The sequence below is a fragment of the Pedobacter sp. KBS0701 genome (assembly GCF_005938645.2).
GTDB lineage: Bacteria > Bacteroidota > Bacteroidia > Sphingobacteriales > Sphingobacteriaceae > Pedobacter.
The window spans coordinates 2,730,246-2,749,939 of the sequence record NZ_CP042171.1; the positions used below are offsets into that span (position 1 = coordinate 2,730,246).

General features: G+C 37.5%; 14 protein-coding genes and 2 riboswitches. Of the genes, 4 read left to right on the forward strand and 10 right to left on the reverse strand.

From position 1 onward, the window contains the following. Positions 1-29: 29 nt before the first annotated feature. Positions 30-223, reverse strand: a riboswitch (cobalamin riboswitch). Between the two features lie 90 nt (positions 224-313). The 3 genes from FFJ24_RS10965 to FFJ24_RS10975 are packed head-to-tail and all read right to left on the reverse strand — an operon-like array spanning position 314 to position 4,610. Continuing rightward, positions 314-1,435 (reverse strand): PKD domain-containing protein, encoded by a 1,122-nt coding sequence (locus tag FFJ24_RS10965; protein ID WP_138821539.1) that lies wholly within the window; start codon positions 1,433-1,435, stop codon positions 314-316. An 18-nt stretch (positions 1,436-1,453) separates the two neighbouring features. Continuing rightward, positions 1,454-2,557 (reverse strand): YncE family protein, encoded by a 1,104-nt coding sequence (locus FFJ24_RS10970; RefSeq protein WP_138821540.1) that lies wholly within the window; start codon positions 2,555-2,557, stop codon positions 1,454-1,456. A gap of 19 nt (positions 2,558-2,576) precedes the next feature. Next, positions 2,577-4,610: a TonB-dependent siderophore receptor gene (locus FFJ24_RS10975; RefSeq protein WP_138821541.1), complete on the reverse strand. Its 2,034-nt coding sequence runs from the start codon at positions 4,608-4,610 to the stop codon at positions 2,577-2,579. A 94-nt stretch (positions 4,611-4,704) separates the two neighbouring features. Further along, positions 4,705-4,900, reverse strand: a riboswitch (cobalamin riboswitch). 86 nt (positions 4,901-4,986) lie between these two features. On the opposite strand from FFJ24_RS10975, the gene FFJ24_RS10980 reads away from it, so the two are divergent. Together FFJ24_RS10980 and FFJ24_RS10985 are read left to right on the forward strand one after the other, a co-directional pair. Beyond that, entirely contained in the window at positions 4,987-6,222 is a 1,236-nt protein-coding gene (locus tag FFJ24_RS10980; RefSeq protein ID WP_138821542.1) for a serine hydrolase, read from the forward strand. Between the two features lie 115 nt (positions 6,223-6,337). Continuing rightward, complete coding sequence (locus FFJ24_RS10985) at positions 6,338-7,741, forward strand: sigma-54 dependent transcriptional regulator (RefSeq protein WP_138821543.1); 1,404 nt, start codon at positions 6,338-6,340, stop codon at positions 7,739-7,741. A 123-nt stretch (positions 7,742-7,864) separates the two neighbouring features. Here the strand turns inward: FFJ24_RS10985 and FFJ24_RS10990 are convergent, their stop codons facing one another. The 6 genes from FFJ24_RS10990 to FFJ24_RS11015 all read right to left on the reverse strand — a co-directional run bounded on the left by FFJ24_RS10990 (position 7,865) and on the right by FFJ24_RS11015 (position 15,314). Beyond that, positions 7,865-9,655, reverse strand: a complete 1,791-nt coding sequence (locus tag FFJ24_RS10990; protein ID WP_138821544.1) for a chloride channel protein — start codon at positions 9,653-9,655, stop codon at positions 7,865-7,867. A gap of 75 nt (positions 9,656-9,730) precedes the next feature. Then, positions 9,731-10,453, reverse strand: coding sequence for an RluA family pseudouridine synthase (locus FFJ24_RS10995; protein WP_138821545.1), 723 nt, complete (start codon positions 10,451-10,453; stop codon positions 9,731-9,733). A gap of 232 nt (positions 10,454-10,685) precedes the next feature. After that, positions 10,686-11,375: a response regulator transcription factor gene (locus FFJ24_RS11000; protein WP_029274338.1), complete on the reverse strand. Its 690-nt coding sequence runs from the start codon at positions 11,373-11,375 to the stop codon at positions 10,686-10,688. A 103-nt stretch (positions 11,376-11,478) separates the two neighbouring features. Next, entirely contained in the window at positions 11,479-12,591 is a 1,113-nt protein-coding gene (locus tag FFJ24_RS11005) for a TlpA disulfide reductase family protein (protein WP_138821546.1), read from the reverse strand. Next, positions 12,591-14,054 carry an Asp-tRNA(Asn)/Glu-tRNA(Gln) amidotransferase subunit GatB gene (gene gatB / locus FFJ24_RS11010; protein WP_138821547.1) on the reverse strand — a complete coding sequence of 488 codons (1,464 nt, stop codon included), beginning with the start codon at positions 14,052-14,054 and terminating at the stop codon, positions 12,591-12,593. Before gatB ends, FFJ24_RS11005 begins: the two co-directional genes overlap by 1 nt. A 111-nt stretch (positions 14,055-14,165) precedes the next feature. Next, positions 14,166-15,314: an ATP-binding protein gene (locus tag FFJ24_RS11015; protein WP_246862793.1), complete on the reverse strand. Its 1,149-nt coding sequence runs from the start codon at positions 15,312-15,314 to the stop codon at positions 14,166-14,168. Positions 15,315-15,664: 350 nt separating this feature from the next. Here FFJ24_RS11015 and FFJ24_RS11020 point away from each other — a divergent pair, with 350 nt between their 5' ends. Together FFJ24_RS11020 and FFJ24_RS11025 are read left to right on the forward strand one after the other, a co-directional pair. Beyond that, entirely contained in the window at positions 15,665-16,258 is a 594-nt protein-coding gene (locus FFJ24_RS11020) for a hypothetical protein (protein ID WP_138821549.1), read from the forward strand. Positions 16,259-16,380: 122 nt separating this feature from the next. Next, positions 16,381-16,890, forward strand: coding sequence for a hypothetical protein (locus FFJ24_RS11025; RefSeq protein WP_138821550.1), 510 nt, complete (start codon positions 16,381-16,383; stop codon positions 16,888-16,890). Between the two features lie 82 nt (positions 16,891-16,972). Here the strand turns inward: FFJ24_RS11025 and alaS are convergent, their stop codons facing one another. Then, entirely contained in the window at positions 16,973-19,666 is a 2,694-nt protein-coding gene (alaS, locus tag FFJ24_RS11030; protein WP_138821551.1) for an alanine--tRNA ligase, read from the reverse strand. Positions 19,667-19,694: the final 28 nt, after the last annotated feature.

Consider the following 19,694-nt stretch of genomic DNA (forward strand, 5'->3'; position numbering starts at 1 on the left):
CTCAATCCTAGCTTCAATCCCCGAAAGCTATGAAATTAAATACTAAAGGCAGGTCTTCTGACTTACTCCAGGTTTTTCTGTCTTCCCGCTCAGTAGTTAATTGGGCAGTGACTTAAGAATTGAAAAACGTTACAGAGCTTACAGCTGCGGGACAGTTACAGATTTACACTGTATTCCCTTTTAATCCCGGTGTAAGCCGGGAACCAAAAGTGCCGCAAAGGTAATAAAAAGAGTACAACAAATGTAAATGATAAAGGCCTGCACTAGGCAGACCTTTACATTGGGATGTTATTTATAGGTAGATAGTTAAAATTTATTTAATCCCTAAATCAACCGCACCTTTAACTTCGGTAGAAATTTCGCCTAAACTACCTGCATCGGCATTTTGTCCGGTGTAAATTTTCACGAAATCGATTGTTTTTAGATCCACTTTACTTCCATTTTTATCAACTGCCCATGATAAGTCGAAGCTGTTATATGAGTTGGTTTTGTAATCATCGCCTGTAGAATAGCTATCGGTATAACCCCAGTCAAAAGGAGAACTGATTATAATGCTACCTACTTTACCTGTTGATGGCGATAGCAAAGTTCCTTTGAAGGTTATATTTTCCTGATTTGCAGCAAATTCAGGGTAAAAATTATGCTTATGGAAATTGTTAACCTTTATTTCGCCACTATTTCCCTGGTTATCTTTCCAGGTTACATTGGCAAATGTTTTAGGATTAGTGTAGGTAATTTCATAATTTTTAATGGTGCTCGTTTTGGCATACTCGCTTCCAGCCAGTTCATACCATTCATCGTCGGCAAGGCCATTACCATTGCTATCCTGACTAACCATTACAATGCCAGGCTCTGAAAAATGATATGGTGCACCTGATGGATTACCATAAATGGCCAGATCGTTACCTGTGTTATTCACTACTGAATGATCAAAGCCAAAAATAATGTAGCCACCAAATCCTCCTAAAGAGATCAGATTAGTGGTGCTTCCAATTAATTTCTGTGCCTGTTCTGGTTTACCCAATGTTTCGTTCACAAACTGCCCCGGTGCAGGTAGATAATCTAATATCCGGCTAATAAATTTGCTGCTGGTTGGGGTAATCTCCACCACAGGAACCGGAACAGTAATGGTATAGGTGTGTGTAAATTCGCCAGCCTCGTTGTAACCTTTATATGCTAAAATATAGGTACCAGCTTTAGCGGCCGTAAAGTTAAAGATATATACAGTGCTTACTACTTTACCATCTAATTTCCATTCATGCTGAAAAGCTTTTCCGTTATTTGTACCTGCACTAAAAGTGGTTCCTACGGCTACTTTAGCCTGCACAGCATCTGCCTTAATCAGTAGATTTACATCAGGAGCCATTTGCTTATCTTTTTTGCAACTAAATAGGAACAGGCAGAAAAGCAAGGCGTAACTTATTGATTTTTTCATTTTGTGTGTTTTTGTATGTTATTTAAATAAGAATGTAATGTGTGCCGGAATGTCGCCAGTGGTAAATGTAAACTTCTTTTTCCCTGCTTTATCAAAACAGTAAATGGTGCCGGGTGTAACATAATCTCTGGCATCGGTCACAAAAACATCCCCCGAGGTAGGATCTACAGCAATACCGTAAGGAAGCGTAATCGAAGCCTCTGTGCCATCGGCGATAAAATTATTGCTCGCAACCGTTTCATCTTTTACGTTAAGTTTTACGTATGTTGACTTTGAAGTACTGTAGCTGTAAGAAAAAAGGTAGGCATCATCTTCATTAATCCAAAAATCGCTTACCGGAATATTGAAGTTCTTTTTAACGGCATCAGTCTTAGTATCGATTACATACAGAGAAGAGGCTACATCTGCATAATCACCTCTTGAGGTTACATAAACATCGCCATATTTATCGGCTTTTAAGTGGTGCAGATTAATGGCTACATCAATCTTCTTTATTTCGGTATTGGTAGTTAAATCAATTACCGATACCGTTCTGTCGTAATTTGGATAGTTATAACCGCCCGAGTTGGCCACATACAATTTATTGCCTACAACCGCCATTTCTTCGGGTTGGTTACCTACCATAATTTTAGTTTTTATGGTACTTAAAGAAGTGGTATCAACCATGGCTACGTAACCATCGTAAGAGGTGATGTAAGCAAAGTTCTTATGGAAGGTTACATATCGTGGGTTATTGATATCCAATTTGGCTACCTGCCTGGCATTGCTGGCGTTCAGGATTTCAACTTTATTACTTCCGTTTACCACCACATACATTTTGGCACCATAAATTTTAACGTCGTTACCAACATCACCAAGTCCTAAAGTAACAGTTGGGTTAGCGGTACCAAATATATTCCTGGTATATTTACCATCATCGTAGCTATAATAATCTAACGATGATTTGTTAGAACCCCAGTTTCCTTCATTTAAAACATATAAGCCTTTTACCATCAATGATGGAGTTTTGGTCCCCTGCTCCGAATCTTCATCTACAGGAGTGTCCTTTCTACAGGCAAATGAAAGGGCAGTTAAAAGCAATAATCCTGTGAGTTTAAAAAATTGTTGTAATTGATGTTTCATATCGTGATATTAAATTGGTTTAAAAATTAGTGGATAAAGTAAAACGGTAGTTTCGTCCCGGCATCGGATAATTCAGTACCACATCGTAATACTGGTTAAAAACATTATTGATTTCAGCATTGAAAAAGAACCTGGTTTGCTGGTACGCGAAATTTGCACCAATGGACACGTCGTGCGTATACCAGGGTTTGACATAGTTAGCCGCGATATTAGCTTTTTGACTATACCTTTCGCCGGTGTAGATGTAGCTATAATTAAACACCAGCTTTTTATAGTCAATGCCAAACCTTGCAGATCCGCTGTGAACAGGAATGTAAGGGATCTGATCACCATACCGAAAAGCTGTTGCACTAATATCTACTGCCTTTTCGAAAGTATAATTAGCACTTGCTTTCAACTTTAGCTGGGCAGCCAAATCCCAAACAGTTTGAACATTCGTTTCGAAACCTTTAATCTGCACGCGATCGAGGTTAACCATCGTCCACCGGCCTAAATTATTACCCGGAATGGCCACAATTTTATCTTTTACCAGATTGTAGTAGGCATCAGCCTGAATAGATAAATAAGCCAAACGTTTACCATTTGATGTATGTCCGTAAGTAAAACCTAAATCGTACTGGTTGGTATATTCTGGTTTGAGTTTGGTATTGCCAATAAATGTATAGTACAGATCGTTAAAAGTTGGCATGCGGAAAATAGATTTGTAAAAACTGCGAATTCTGAAATCTTTGGTTTGAAGAGGTTGCCACGAGGCCATTAAACTCGGTGTATATTCTTGCCTGTTGGCAGACTGATCGCCATTCTTAACTTGCTCTGCAATCAGGGTTGTCAAAATATTGCCCTGAATGATTAAGCTGTTTAAATTTATGGCACTAGCCAACACCACCAAACCAGTATTGCGGCTTGGATAAGCAAAATCGTATAAATTGGCATTCAGTCTTTGTAAACTGTAGTCTGTGGCGAGGGAAAGCTCCCAGATTTTCGATATTTTATACAGATTGGCTGCAGAAATGTACCATTCGGTTTCGGTATAGCGGTTATCCAAAAAGCCATTTTGTATTTTAAATTCCGGATCGAGGTAACGCATAAAACTGTACGCATATTTCGTGTTGAACATAAAATTGTAGCGTGCACTTTTTTTATTTTGGTACGAAGCCTGAACAAAACTATTATCATCCCATTGGCGTTGCGTAAAGGTAAACCTGTTCGAAACAATAGCTCCGGGCAGTCCGCGGGCCGAATTGTAGTTATATAGTTTAATGCTCCATTTACTGCTATCAGGTAATAATCCAAACAAAGTAGCTTCTGCTCTTGCCGATTTAACATCGCTATTGTTCCGGATAATGGTCGTATCATAAGCCAGTTCTTTATACCTGAACCTATATTTCCCGTTCGATTCTAAATAGCTCACATCTATAAGGAAGGAGATTTTATTGCTGATTTTTTGTTTATAACTGAGATTGGGATTAATTAATCCAAACGAACCTGTTTTAAAACTAGCGCCAAAACCATACTTTTTCCCGGAACTAAAAATAGGTTGCGCAGTTTTGAGATAAAGTGCACTTGCTGCTGCAAAACCTCTGGCCGGCATCAGTAACTCGGGCTTCTGACCAACGTAAACGGCAATTTCTTCCAGATTATCTAACGAAAATCTGCCTAAATCTACCTGCCCGTTTTGGGCATTACCCAACTGAATACCATCGTAAAATACAGCCGTATGGTTACTGCCCATGCTCCTAATATTAATGGTTTTTAAACCACCAATACCTCCGTAATCTTTTAATTGTACGCCCGCAAAATAACGTATGGCATCAGCAACCGACAGGCTGTTTAAGCGTTTTAATTCCGATCCGATAAGGATTTGTACCGGAGTTGGTGATAAGTTAACCCTTGAATTTTTATATTCAGTTATTTTAACTTCCTGAAGTTGATTGGCCTTTGCAGTATCTATTTGTGCTACCGAAATACCGGGCAAAAAAATGCCAATACTCAATATGAATGCAAAAGCAAAATAAAACCCGATGTTTAATAAAACACCTTTAATTTTAATCATTTGATTGTGAGTTTAACCCACAGCCAACAGATAGAAAAGAAATGAAAATACGAAAAACGTAAGTACCTCACCCCTAGCTTCAATCCCCGAAAGCTATGAAATATAATGCTAAGGCAGGTCTTCTGACTTACTCCCGGTTTTCCTGTCTTCCCATCCCGATGTATCGGGCCAGTGACAAATTGATTGGAAATCCGTTAAGGAGCTTACAGCTGCGGGACAGTTACAGATTTACACTGTATTCCCTTTTAATTCCGGGTGTAGAACCGGAAACCAAAAGCGCTGCAAAAGTAACAAAATTAACCAACATGTAAAATAGATGAATGGAAAACGGTATTTCTAGTATAAAAAGTTAAATTAGAAATAAAATTTTTCGACCATGAAAAGGATTTTAACCCTTGCATTATCAATGATCTGCTTATCTGTTATGGCGCAAAAAACCGATACGCTTTTTCTGAAAAAGCTAATGGAGAGCAAGCCTGAACTTTTTACGGCTGTACTTAACCATCCTGGTAAAAACCAGATTCAGATTCTTTATAGCCAGGTTAACCGCGATGCAAAGAATATACCCACATTTAAAACATTTAGCTATAATTTAGATCCTCACCATTATTTTTACCCGGCCAGTACGGTTAAGCTTGCTGCAGTCATTTTTGCATTAGAGAAAGTAAACCTCCTAAAAAGTAAAGGCTTAACGGCAAAGAGCACGATGATTACTGATAGTTCATTTAAAGGACAAACGAAAGTTTTAACAGACACGAGTGCTAAAAATAGGCTTCCCTCAATAGAACACTATATTAAAAAGATTTTGCTCACCAGTGATAATGATGCCTTTAACCGTTTGTTTGAATTTATTGGCCGGGCAGAGATCAACGAAAAATTAAAAGCAAACGGCTTAAACGATAGCCGGATACTTAACCGATTGGCTATTGGCGATGCAGGAGAATCGGCCAAACACAGCAATCCCATTAAGTTTTATAATGGTGACAAATTAGTATATGATCAACCTGCGCAATACGACCCAAAAGAATATGAATTGAAATTGACCAATCTGGTAATGGGTAAAGGCTATTTGGACAGTGCCGATAAACTAGTGAATAAACCATTTAATCTGGCAGGAAAAAATGCCTTTGCCGTAAACGATCAGCAAAAACTAATGCAGAAACTGATCTTTCCTGAAGCTTTTCCAACCAATGAAAGATTTAACCTGACTACAGAAGATTATAAGCTGAATTATACTTACATGAGCAAATATCCAACAGAAAGCGATGATCCTGAAGCATTTTGGACAACTTATGCCAAGATGTTGTATTATGGAAGAGAGCAGGTAACACCAGATTCAAACATCAGGATTTTTAATAAATATGGCGATAGCTATGGCTACATTATCGACAACTCTTATTTTATTGACTTTAAAAACGGAATTGAGTATTTTTTAGCTGCAGTTATACAGAGTAATGAAGATGGCATATTTAACGACAATAAATATGACTACGATACAGTATGTTTTCCCTTTATGAAAAATCTGGGCAAAAGCATTTATGAAGTGGAATTAAACCGAAAGAAAATGCACCAACCAGATCTGAGCAAATTCAAACTCGATTATTCCTACTGAGACCAAAACCTTTCAGCCCTTTTCAGTTTTATAGCGTATTAATTGTATAAAAAACTATACATTAATTAAAAAATAATATATTCGCATTTCAAAAATTAAAGAATACATATCTCTAATGGCTAAATTATTAATAATTGACGATGAGCGTGCGATAAGGAGTACCTTACGCGAAATTCTGGAATATGAAAATTATGATGTTGAAGATATCGACAATGGTATCGACGGCCTCGAAATGATCAAAAAAGGAAATTTCGATTTGGTTCTTTGCGATATCAAGATGAATAAGATGGATGGTATGGAAGTGCTCGAACAGGCACAGCTTATCAAGCCTGACCTACCATTTATTATGATATCTGGACATGGAACCGTTGAAACAGCCATCGAAGCCAGTAAAAAAGGAGCCTTCGATTTTATTTCGAAACCACCTGATTTAAACCGTTTACTGATCACTGTCCGTAATGGTTTAGACCGGGGAAATTTAGTTACGGAAACAAAGGTTTTAAAGCGTAAAGCGAGTAAAACCCGTGAGATTTTAGGCGAATCTGAAAGCATTTCTAAAATTAAAGAAACCATTGAACGTGTTGCGCCTACCGAAGCCCGCGTATTAATTACTGGTGCAAATGGTAGCGGTAAAGAATTGGTAGCACGCTGGTTACACGAGAAATCGAACCGTGCAGACAGTCCTTTAATCGAAGTAAACTGTGCTGCTATTCCGTCAGAACTAATCGAAAGTGAATTGTTTGGTCACGAGAAAGGTTCTTTTACCTCTGCTGTTAAACAACGTATCGGTAAATTTGAACTGGCTAATGGCGGAACTTTATTTTTGGATGAGATTGGCGATATGAGCCTCTCTGCCCAGGCAAAAGTTTTGCGAGCTTTGCAAGAGCATAAAATTTCGCGCGTGGGTGGGGAAAAGGAAATTGAAGTAAACGTTCGTGTTTTAGCCGCAACCAATAAAGATTTATTGAAAGAAATTGAAGATGGTAATTTCCGTATGGACTTGTACCACCGGTTAAATGTGATCAATATTCATGTCCCACATTTAACAGAGCGTACAGATGACATTCCTGTTATTGCCCAGAACTTTTTAGAAAATATCTGTAGCGATTATGGAATGCCGGTTAAGAAAATAAACGAAGGCGGAATGTCTGCACTACAAGCTTTACCATGGACCGGTAACGTACGTGAGTTACACAATATGATTGAGCGTTTGATTATTTTAAGTGATAAGGTGATTACAGAAAATGATGTACGTGCATTTGCTAATCCAGGTGGTGGCACGAACATTGGCGCTGCAACCAGTACACAGATTGCAGGTGCTGGCGGATCTAACCTGGCTTCCTCTTTCGATTCGTTTAATAATTTTCAGGATTACAAAGATTATGCGGAACGCGAATTCATCAAGTTTAAGTTAGAGAAAAACAATTGGAACGTGTCAAAAACAGCAGATGAGATTGATATCCAAAGAAGTCACTTATATAGTAAAATTGAAAAGTTCGGCTTGAAAAGAGCGGAATAAGTTGAACTAATTTACAAATCGTCATCTCGACTAAAGCGTAGCGAAATGGAGAGATCTATTAAATTATTTGCTAATAGATTTCTCCACTGCGTTCGAAATGACAATATCATAGGATTTAGGGGATCAACCCATGTAATCATTTTGCCTCATCAGCAATGCTCTGTATTTATTAAAAATTGCTGTTTTAGAAACAAAACCCAAATATTGGTTTTGCGCAGTTAATACGGGTAAAATCCATACATTATCCTGTTCCATTTTCTCCAATACCATTTTCAGATCATCATTTTCTGTAATTGTATTCGGTGCAGGCTGAACCAAATGAGAAGCCATTAAATTTCCCTTATCCGGATGATTGATCATCTCATTAAATAGTTCTTCAATATAAATAATCCCTTTAAAATCACCCAGTTCATCGATAACTGCACAGATATTTTTATGCGATTGCAAAATTTCATTCATTTTTACCGAAATCAAGTCATTCATCTGTAACTGAGGATAGCTTTTTTCAATCAGGTATTTCAACTTCATCTGATTTAAAACCGTGGTATCTTTGTCCTCATGTGATAACAACTCGCCTTTGTCTGCCAGTGCTTTTGTGTAAATAGAGTGTTTTTGCGAACTTCGGTTAATGGCGTAAGAAATTGCTGTGGTAATCATCAATGGCACCATTAAAATATATCCACCCGTAATTTCAGCAATCAGAAAAATACCCGTTAAAGGGGCATGCATAATCGAACCTAAAGCTGCGGCCATACCAGCTACAATAAAATTAGATACGTTTAGTTGTGCTATACCCGATAAATTTACCACATAAGCAAAGATAAACCCGATTAAACCGCCCATAATTAAACTGGGCGCAAATGTGCCACCATTACCACCAGCACCTAAGGTAACCAGAGTAGCAATCGATTTCATAAAAATGGTGACTACCGTAAATAGCACAACCACGGCCGAAATTGAGCTGTAATCAGCAAAAATACTGTTGTTAATTACGGTGTGATAATCGCCTTTTAATAATCCTTTTATCGTGATATACCCTTCACCATATAAAGTTGGAAATAGAAATACTAAAGCGCCCAACATTAAACCACCTACAATTACTTTGGTGTAGGGATGTTTAATTTTATAGAATAACCCTTTTACCGCGTAATTTGCTTTGGTAAAATAGATGGAGAATAAACCAATAAAACAAGCCAGTATGACATAGTAAAACAAAGCATTAACTTTCCAGCCTTCAGTAACCAAAAAGAAAAGCTGCTGGGTATAAAATAATCTTGCTACTACAGCTGCCGTTGCCGCCGATAACAGCAGTGGAATAAATGCGGGGATGGTAAACTCAGGCAATAGAATTTCGATGGCAAAAACAATTCCCGCTACCGGGCTATTAAATGCTCCTGCTATACCAGCTGCTGCTCCACAAGCCACCAACATGGTAATTTCGCGGTATGATAAACCCAATACACAGCCAAGATTAGAGCCAATGGCTGACCCACTGGTTACAATTGGTGCTTCCAAACCTGTAGAACCACCAAAACCTACCGTGACTGCTGCGGTTATAATCTGCGAATAAATATTGTGTGCTTCTACCTTACTCGATTTTTTTGAAATGGCATAAAGTAAAGGGGTTAAACCCGTTTCGAACTTTGTTTTGCGGATAAAGTATTTGATGTACAGCACCGTTAGGAAAATACCGATCATCGGAAAAATAAAATACAGGTAGTATTTGTATTTCCAATGCCAATCAGACTGTAGAAATTCTTCGATGTGGTGGGTTAAACTTTTTAAAGCAGCGGCAGCTAATCCGGCCAAAATCCCGACAATTACAGCAAGGATAACTAAGAAATTACGGTTTGATATTTTAGATTTCCGGTACTGGTTAATCTTATCAAGGTAATTTACAAATCTGATGTACATTCTATTGTTTTTTAAATAGAGGGCGATGCCCAAAAGTAACAAAAACAAAGGGAGAAGCCAATTTAAAGGCTTATTTTATGCATCAAATTTGTCCAATAATTTAATTAATGTTGCAAAATCTTTTGGGTATGGTGCATCGATCACAATATCCTGATCGTTAAGTCCTTTAAAAACCAAATGGCGGGCATGTAAAGCAAAACGTTTCATGATTGGTTGCTCCTCTTCACCCTTGGTTAATTTATACCCCCTTTTAATCGAAGAAAGAAAAACCGGTTTACCTTTATACATATCATCACCCACAATAGCCGCCCTTTGCGTAGCCAGGTGAATACGGATCTGGTGCATGCGGCCTGTTATTGGCTTACATTCCACCAAAGTATAGTGTTTGTAGTATTTTAATGAGTCGAAAATAGTCTCTGCTCTTTTACCTTCCGCCCTGTCAATAGTTACGTTTTTATTGCCGTCGTTTAAAATAGGCAAGTCAACCGTAAGCTGGTCAAAAATTACATGTCCATCTACTACCGCATGATAAGTTTTATTCACCTTTCTTCTTTCAAACTGCATAGAAGCATGGCGGTAACCTTCAGGATTTTTAGCAATAATTAAAGCGCCAGAAGTTTCTTTATCCAAACGGTGACAAACCTGTGCATCATCACTGTATTGTTTAGCTAAGCGTAATACATTGGTTTCTCCCGATCCACCACGCTCATCAAGCGAGGCTAAAAATGGAGGTTTATTGATCACAATAAAATCGTTGTCTTCGAAAAGAATAAGGTCTTTAAAATTTGGAAATTTCAAACTGTGCTGTAATTAATGAAGCGCAAAAATACGATTTTATTTTTATTGGTTGCGGAATTAACCACAGATAAAATGGATGAACACAGATAACAAGATAAAGAAAACGGCAAGAACTTATGAGGCTGTCTTCCTGAACTTGGTTCAGGATCTATTAACAGGCATAAAAAAACACAGATTAATCATCAGAAGAAAATCTGTGTTAACCTGTGTCTATCTGTGGTAAAAATAATTTTTATGATAGTTCAAACTTATATCCTACCCCTTTTACGGTTGAAACGTAAGTTTCTCCTAATTTTTCTCTTAATTTACGGATGTGCACATCAATGGTTCTATTGGTTACCACTACCGAGTCTTCCCAGATATTTTTCAGGATCGATTCGCGTGTATATACTTTTCCTGGTTTTGAAGCCAGTAAATACAATAGCTCAAATTCTTTTTTAGCCAGTACTACTTTGTTACCACCTTGAAAAACCAGATAAGCTTCACGATCGATTACTAAATCGCCAATTTCCAATTTGTTTTCAGATACTTCTTCAGTCCCTGTATTTCTTCTTAATATCGCGTTAATGCGGCTAACCAGGGCACGTGGTTTAATCGGTTTTGCGATATAATCATCGGCACCAACATTAAAACCTGCTATTTCAGAATATTCTTCACTTCTGGCGGTCAGGAAAACCATAAAAGTGTTCTTAAATTCAGGAATTGCGCGCATTAAACGGCAAGCCTCAATCCCATCCATTTTAGGCATCATAATATCCAGGATAATTAAATCCGGATGAACCTTTTTCGCAACAGTAATTCCTTCCTGGCCATTGGTAGCTGTGAAAACCTGATAACCCTCTTTTTTTAGGTTATATTCAATAAGTTCCAGAATATCTGGTTCATCATCAACAATTAATATTTTCTGACCTGCGTTGTTCATAGTTAAATATTTGTTACGAAAGTAGTGTCTATGATGCAATATTTAGTTAAGCCTAAGTTAAGAAATTGTTAATTACTTAAATTAGTTTAACATGGAATTTGTTTTAACGTAACGTTTTGGCTAAAAATGCTTCTAATTCATCACCACGCAGGTTTTTAGCTATAATTTTTCCCGATGGATCAACGAGATAAGAAGTCGGGATAGCCTGTACCTGATATTTTTTTACCGTTTCGCCATTAAAATCTTTTAACTCAGAAACGTGCGTCCAGGTTAATCCGTCTGCTTTTACCGCACCTAACCATGCTGCTTTGTCAGTATCTAATGAAATACCAATGATATCGAAATTTTTGCTTTTATATTTATTGTAAACCTTAACTACGTTAGGGTTCTCCTGGCGGCATGGCTGGCACCAGGATGCCCAAAAATCGATCAGCACATATTTTCCTTTATAATCTGATAAACTTACTGGTTTGTTATCTGCAGTACTAATTGTAAATGCAGGTGCAACCTGCCCCACCTGAACCGCCTTTAAAAGCGCCATCTGTTTTACAAAAGCATCAACAGTAGCATTGCCTTTAATTTCTTCTTTAACCTCATCAGCAAACTGTACAAGCTCTGCTTCAAATTCTTGCGGACTCAAAGTATTCATAGCATAGAAACTGGCGAGTGTACCTTTATTGTCTTTAGCAAATTTTATAATCTGTGTGTTCAATTGATTGATGTACGACTCGTACTGAGGTTTCATCGATTCTAGCACAGCTGCCCTGTTTTGAGGTTGTGTTGCCACTTTTGCTTCAAAATCTGCCTGTAGTTTTTCTACCTGTTTGGCAAAATTATTTCTAATGGCATTTAGTTCTGATAATTTTTCTACCTCATTTGCACCTGAAATTTTATAAGCCATGGTTTTATCGGCCAAATCAGCAGCTAATTTAATTTCATCGCCATTTTTTGCAATTAACATAAACTCATGGTTACCTACTGATACCCTAAAGAAATCAACAGATGGAGTTTTACGGATAAATTTAAATTCACCTTTTTCTGATAAATTAGTTGAATCGATTGCAACCATATTGCTATTTTGCATGCCGTATAAAAATACTTTCTTTTCCTTGCCCGGATTTTGGAAAGTTCCGTCAATGGTAAAGCTATCTTTTGGTTCACATGCTGTGAAAGCAATCGCGATCAGCATGATCAGGCTCAATTGTTTTAGTCTCATTATTTCAGTTTTTCAAGTATTAATTCATTTAATTTTTTAGCATCGGCTTTTCCTTTGGCTAGTTTCATTACCTCGCCAACAAACAAACCTAAAACGCCCTTTTTACCTTTCTTGTACGCTTCTACCTGTTGAGTGTATTTACTTAACACTTCATCAATAAAACCACTTAATTCATCTCCATTTTCGGAAATAAGCAAGTTTAATGATTGCGCTAAGTGTTTCACGTTTGCATTTTCCACCGATTCAACAGCTGGCAATAATTGTTGAATAGCAATCTGTTGAGTAATTTTTTTATCATCAACTAAATTAATTGCCTCAGCCAACTGTTCAGGTTTTACTTTAAAGTCGGTAATGCCAATCCCTTTTTCATTTAAAACAGCCCTTATCGGACCGATTAACCAATTGATCAGGCTTTTTTTATTGTTTACAACCGGTTTGGCTGTATTAAAATAAACCAGAAGATCTAAATCTTCAGCAAAAAGTGCCGCATCGGCTTTACTGATTCCAAATTCGGCAATCATTTGCTCCGAAATTTCGTTTGGCAAAGCAGGCATCAATGATTTAATTTCTGCCAACCAATCATCTGAAATATAAATAGGCTGTAAATCAGGATCAGAAAAATAACGGTAATCATTGGCTTCTTCTTTGGTACGCATTGGAGAAGTAGTCCCTTTATCAGCATCAAAATTCAAAGTACTCTGAATAATCCTTCCACCATTGCTAATCACTTCTACCTGGCGGCCAAATTCAAAATCCATTGCTCTACGTACGTTACGCATCGAGTTTAGGTTTTTTACTTCGCAACGGGTTCCAAATTCAGTAGTGCCCTGCGGACGTATAGAAATATTGGCATCGCAACGCAAACTACCTTCTTCCATATTACCGTCACTTACATTTAAATGCCTTACCAGTTTCCTGATTTCACTCAGCAATACAGAAGCTTCTTCCGAACTGCGAATATCTGGCTCGGTTACGATCTCTATCAAAGGCACGCCGGCACGGTTTAAATCAACCAGCGAATAGTTATCATCCTGATCGTGGATACTTTTTCCAGCGTCCTCTTCCAAATGAATGCGGTTAATTCCGACTTTCTTCTTAGTACCATCAGCAAGCTGAAGCTCCAAAAAGCCATTTACACAGATTGGTTGATTATCCTGCGTAATCTGATATCCTTTTGGCAAATCGGCGTAGAAATAGTTTTTCCGGTCGAAATGGTTAATCTGGTTAATAGTACAGTTTAAAGCTAAACCAATACGGATAGCTTTTGCGACTACTTCTTTGTTTAATTTAGGTAAGGCCCCAGGCAATGCCAACGAAACCGTAGATATATTTTGATTAGGTAAAGCCCCAAACGATGCGCTATCAGCAGAAAATATTTTCGTATTTGTATTTAACTGAACGTGGATTTCTAATCCTGAAACGAGTTCGAAAACAGTCTGGGGGCTTGTTTCTTGTAAAGGCATTTAAAGCTTCTTATTGTTATAAGTTTTATTAACCAAAGGTTACAGTTCGATACAGATTTGATCTATGGTTAAGTATTAATGTGTCAAATATAGTTATTATTTAGTCTTTCGTTAAAAAAGGCTTGACGGAGAAATTTTTAAAAACTCTTGCCATGGCAATCCTCCGGCTCCCACTAAAAGTATTTTATCTGGCTTATACATTTTGCTAAAGGCATCCATGCCGGAAGTGCCTGTAACCAATCCTGTACTTTTAACTTCTATGCCGATTACTTTACCACGTTTTTCTAAGATGAAATCTACTTCATCATTTCTGTGCCGCCAATAAAATACTTTGTAACCTTCTACAAAAGAAGAATTTAACAGATGTGCTCCTATTGAGGATTCGACCATTCTTCCCCATTCAGCTGGTTTTTTCATTATTTCCTCAAAAAGCTCATTTCGCTGAGCACTCACCAAAGCATTATTATGCACCTGGAATTTAGGGCTTGATGAACGTTTACGGATCACATCAGCCGCAAATTTTTCGATGCCCCCCAGTAAACCTGCAGTATCCAGTAACTGTAAATAGTGCGACAATGTTGTCGTATTGCCAGCATCAGAAAGCTGCCCCAGTATTTTAGTAAACGATAATATCTGACTTGAATATAGGCAGCCCAACTCAAATAAACGTTTCATCAATGCGGGTTTATCAACGCGCGTAAGCATTAAAATATCTTTAGAAATGCTGGTTTCTATCAAAGCATTTGAGACATAGTTTTTCCAGCGCAATTCATCTTTAATTAAAACTGCTGAACCGGGATAGCCTCCAAACCATACATATTCTTCGGCGGTGAAGCCAAAAGCATTTTCCATTTCTGCAAAGCCCCAATGTCCTAGATAAGTTAATTCGAAACGACCGGCAAGCGACTCGGTAAGCCCCTGTTGAATGAGCAGTCTGGAAGATCCCAATAAAATTACTTTTAAGTTTACTCCATTTCGCATGTCTTCATCCCATAAGCGCTTCACAATTTCACTCCAGTTGTCAATCTTCTGAATTTCATCAATAACAAGAAGATATTCATTAACTCCAGGTTCTTTTAATAGTTCTCTGGTATTAAACCAAATCAACTCTATCCAGGTTCTATCTGAAGCAGCAACAGCATCTGCAGATTCGAATATGCAAGGCGTATCAATTTCTTTGATCAATTGACTGATCAAGGTTGTTTTGCCTATTTGCCTGGGGCCAACAAGCACCTGAATAAACCTTTTTGGTTCATTCATAACAGCTACAAGCTTTTGTAAATGAGACCTTTGGAACATACACAACAATTTACTCAATAAACTGAGTAAATTTACTCAATACATAAAGTAATTGCAAATCTTAATGTTGCAATTCTGATAATTAAAGATTTAATAGAAGATACTATCAATTTGATTAACTAAAAATTATTACATAAAGCACTAAATATAAATTAGTTATAGGGATTTTAACAATTTACTCAATACATTGAGTAAAATTACTCAGTAAAATTTAATAGTTAAAAAAATGTTAAAGAGGATTCTGTAATTAAACTACCGCCAGGTGCTGTAGTCTATCTAATCAAACACAAAAGAAACCTTAATTAAAATTTATGAAAAAGTTAGTTTTATTTGCTGCAGTACTGATAGTTTCATTATTCGGCATCAACAATGCAAAAGCACAGGTTAGTTTAAATATTAATATTGGCTCACAACCAATTTGGGGCCCAACAGGTTACGATCACGTAGACTATTATTATTTTCCTGATATAGATGCTTATTATTATGTTCCTTCAGGCCAATACATTTATGCAAATGGCGGACGTTGGATTTGGACAAACCGTTTACCTGCCCAATATGGGAACTTTGATTTATACCGTGCTTATAAAGTGGTAATCAACGAACCTAAACCTTATTTGAGAAATAATATTTATGTGACCAGATATAGCAAATATAAAAACTATAGTGGTCGACAAACCATTATCAGGGATAGCAGAGACTCTAAGTACTTTGTTGTAAAAGGACATCCTAACTATAACCAAAGGCCTGTAAGAAATGTTACCGTTATCAATAACCGTCCTAATCGTGTAGTGCAAAAAAACGTAACAAGACCAGCTCAAAATAATGGCCGTCCACACTTTAACAATGGTCACGATAACCGTCCGGAGAGAGATAAGAGAAAAGGCCGTGATAATGAACGCCGTTAAAATTGATATTTAGCTGTGATTAAAGGAGTTTCGGAAGAGGCTCCTTTTTTATTTATCTGTTACAATAGAAGTTTTGGCACAGCGTTTGAATTATTGAAATACACACAAATAAATAGATTATTATGAAAAAGCTATTCATCATTTCCGCGATTTTAGGTATCGTGGCTTTAACATCTAATCCATCCAACGCTCAGGTAAGTATCAACGTAAATATTGGCGCTCAGCCTGCATGGGTTCCTGCGGGTTATCAGAACGTTGATTATTACTATCTCCCTGAGGTACAATCTTATTATTACGTACCGCAAAAGCAGTTTGTTTATTTGAATGGCAACAGATGGACAAGATCCAGATATTTACCAGCAAGGTACAGAGGTTATGACCTGCGTCACGGACGTAAAATTGTAATGCACGGAAACAATCCATATCGTCATTATAACACACATAGAGTAACTTATGTTAGCCGCAACAACTATTACCGTTCATCATACGGTGGTGGTGGCAGGATCAGATATCGCGGACCAAAAAATCATTACAAACCTCATCATATAGACCACAGATATCATGATAGAAGGGTAAATTCGAGTTTATTCTCCAGGGGGCACCGGGAAAAACATGGTCATGGTAGGCATTAAAATAAAAAAAGAGGCTTTTAGCCTCTTTTTTTATGGATACACCTGTAAGATTGCTTCGTTGTTTTTCCTTATAATGACGATCTTAAGGAATAAAACTTTCTGCTTTTTCCAAAACAACCTTTAGCCCGGCTGGATTTTTACCGCCTGCTGTAGCATAGAACGGTTGTCCACCGCCGCCACCCTGAATTTCTTTACCCAATTCGCGAACAATATTTGAAGCATTTAATCCTTTCTTCACCAGGTGATCAGAAAGCATTACGGTTATTCCTGGTTTACCATCAATTTCTGTTGTGAAAACCAAAAACAGGTTATCAACCATATCCTTTAAAGAAAAGGCCAGGTTTTTAACTGCTTCAGCACTTTGCAGATCAATGTGTTTAGCTATCAGGTTAATGCCATTAATTCCTCTTACATGATGTACAATTTCATGTTTCAAAGTATTTACACGCTCTATTGTCGATTTTTCGATCTCCTTTTTCAGTTTTGCATTTTCATCCAGTAAAGCCTGGACAGAAGCTGATAAATCTTTGCTTCCATTCAGTAAAGCTTTTAAATGACCCAATTCTTTTCTTTGATCTAAGAAAAACTGTTCAGCTTTATCGGCTGTAATGGCTTCAATACGGCGAACACCGGCTGCAACTGCACTTTCAGAAATAATCTTGAATGAACCGATCTGTCCTGTAGCTTTTACATGTGTACCACCGCAAAGCTCTTTCGAAAAATGATCGTCAAAAGTAATCATACGGACAAAATCGCCATATTTTTCACCAAATAAAGCCGTTACACCACTTTCAATGGCATCCTGATAAGGAACATTACGTTGTTCTTTTAACTTAATGTTCCGGCGGATTTTCTGGTTTACAATTACCTCAATCTGAGCCAATTCTTCGTCAGTTACTTTAGCAAAGTGAGAAAAATCAAAACGCAGGTAATCTGCATTAACCAATGAACCCTTCTGGTTTACATGTTTGCCCAAAACCTGTTTAAGTGCCGCATGTAACAAGTGCGTAGCTGAGTGGTTATCTTCAGTTAAAACACGTTTATCTTCATCTACAACTGCCCAGAATTTGCCTTCCAAATTATCGGGTAATATATCGGTAAAATGAACGGTTAGCCCGTTTTCTTTTTTGGTATCGGTAATATCTACCCAAAACTGGCGACTATGATCTTCTAAGCGACCTGTATCGCCAACCTGACCACCGCTTTCGGCGTAAAAAGGCGTTTGGCGCAATACAATCTGATATTGTTCTTTCCCTTTAGCTTTAACTTTACGGTATTTTAAAATCTCGGTTTCAATTTCTAAGTCATCGTAACCTACAAATTCGCTTTGATCTTCTGTATTTACGGTAATCCAATCGCCTGTGTCAATAGCAGTAGCGGCACGAGAACTATCTTTTTGCTTTTTTAGTGCTTGCTCATAACCTTCTAAATCAACGGTTAAGCCTCTTTCTTTAGCCATTAATTCGGTTAAATCTATAGGAAAGCCGTAAGTATCAGATAGTTCAAAGGCAAAATCACCATGTAACTTAGTGATTTTTGGTGTATTTAATAGTTCAGGGGAAATTGATAAATTGTTCTTTCCAACTCTATTAATTAAATCAAAAGCTGAATTATCTTTTTTAATTTGCTCTTCGAACCTTTTAATTCCTTTTTCCAAAGTCCTTAAGAAAGAAACTTCTTCTTCCAGTACTACTTTCTGAACGAAATCCTGTTGCGAAATCAATTCATCAAATACCCCTTTAAATTGCTCAGCCAATAAAGGAACCAATTGATTTAAGAAAGGCTCTTTAAAGTTTAAAAACGTATAAGCATAACGTACAGCGCGGCGCAAAATCCTGCGGATGACATAACCTGCTTTATTATTAGAAGGTAACTGACCATCGGCAATAACAAAAGAAATGGCACGGATGTGATCGGCCATTACACGCATGGCAATATCTGTTTTCTCATCAGCACCATATTTAATTCCAGCTTTTTCAGAGATAAATTGAATCATTGGCTGAAAAACATCGGTATCGTAGTTAGAGGTTTTTTCCTGTAAAACACGTACCAGGCGTTCAAAACCCATTCCTGTATCAACGTGTTTAGCGGGTAAACTTTGCAATGAACCATTTTTTAAACGGTTAAACTGCATAAATACATTATTCCAGATTTCAATTACCTGGGGATGATCAGCATTTACCAGGGTAGCACCATCAACTAAAGCTTTTTCTTCATCAGTACGGCAATCAACATGGATTTCAGAACATGGTCCGCATGGTCCGGTATCACCCATTTCCCAGAAATTGTCTTTTTTATTTCCAGGTAAAATATGGCTTTCATCCACATATTGTTTCCAAAGATCGTAAGCTTCCTGGTCTTTTTCCAGACCTTCTTTCTTATCGCCTTCGAAATAGGTAACATATAATTTTTCTTTCGGGATTTTGTAAACCTCGGTCAATAATTCCCAACTCCAGGCAATGGCTTCTTTTTTAAAATAATCGCCGAAACTCCAATTACCTAACATTTCGAACATGGTATGGTGATAAGTATCAATCCCCACTTCTTCCAGGTCGTTATGTTTACCCGAAACACGTAAACAGCGCTGGGTATCAGCAACACGAGAATATTTTATGGCGGCCTCCCCTAAAAACAGATCTTTAAATTGGTTCATACCTGCATTGGTAAACATTAAAGTTGGGTCGTTTTTAACCACAATCGGTGCTGAAGGAACAACATGATGTTGTTTTGATTCAAAAAAACTAAGGAATGCCTGTCTAATCTCTTTTGCTGTCATTTCAATATTATTGGAGGGAACAAAATTA

Bases quoted from the DNA above. Each gene is read 5' to 3' on its own strand.
- FFJ24_RS10965 (WP_138821539.1), bottom strand. From the start codon at position 1,435: ATGAAAAAATCAATAAGTTACGCCTTGCTTTTCTGCCTGTTCCTATTT.
- FFJ24_RS10970 (WP_138821540.1), bottom strand. From the start codon at position 2,557: ATGAAACATCAATTACAACAATTTTTTAAACTCACAGGATTATTGCTT.
- FFJ24_RS10975 (WP_138821541.1), bottom strand. From the start codon at position 4,610: ATGATTAAAATTAAAGGTGTTTTATTAAACATCGGGTTTTATTTTGCT.
- FFJ24_RS10980 (WP_138821542.1), top strand. From the start codon at position 4,987: ATGAAAAGGATTTTAACCCTTGCATTATCAATGATCTGCTTATCTGTT.
- FFJ24_RS10985 (WP_138821543.1), top strand. From the start codon at position 6,338: ATGGCTAAATTATTAATAATTGACGATGAGCGTGCGATAAGGAGTACC.
- FFJ24_RS10990 (WP_138821544.1), bottom strand. From the start codon at position 9,655: ATGTACATCAGATTTGTAAATTACCTTGATAAGATTAACCAGTACCGG.
- FFJ24_RS11000 (WP_029274338.1), bottom strand. From the start codon at position 11,375: ATGAACAACGCAGGTCAGAAAATATTAATTGTTGATGATGAACCAGAT.
- FFJ24_RS11005 (WP_138821546.1), bottom strand. From the start codon at position 12,591: ATGAGACTAAAACAATTGAGCCTGATCATGCTGATCGCGATTGCTTTC.
- gatB (WP_138821547.1), bottom strand. From the start codon at position 14,054: ATGCCTTTACAAGAAACAAGCCCCCAGACTGTTTTCGAACTCGTTTCA.
- FFJ24_RS11015 (WP_246862793.1), bottom strand. From the start codon at position 15,314: ATGAATGAACCAAAAAGGTTTATTCAGGTGCTTGTTGGCCCCAGGCAA.
- FFJ24_RS11020 (WP_138821549.1), top strand. From the start codon at position 15,665: ATGAAAAAGTTAGTTTTATTTGCTGCAGTACTGATAGTTTCATTATTC.
- FFJ24_RS11025 (WP_138821550.1), top strand. From the start codon at position 16,381: ATGAAAAAGCTATTCATCATTTCCGCGATTTTAGGTATCGTGGCTTTA.
- alaS (WP_138821551.1), bottom strand. From the start codon at position 19,666: ATGACAGCAAAAGAGATTAGACAGGCATTCCTTAGTTTTTTTGAATCA.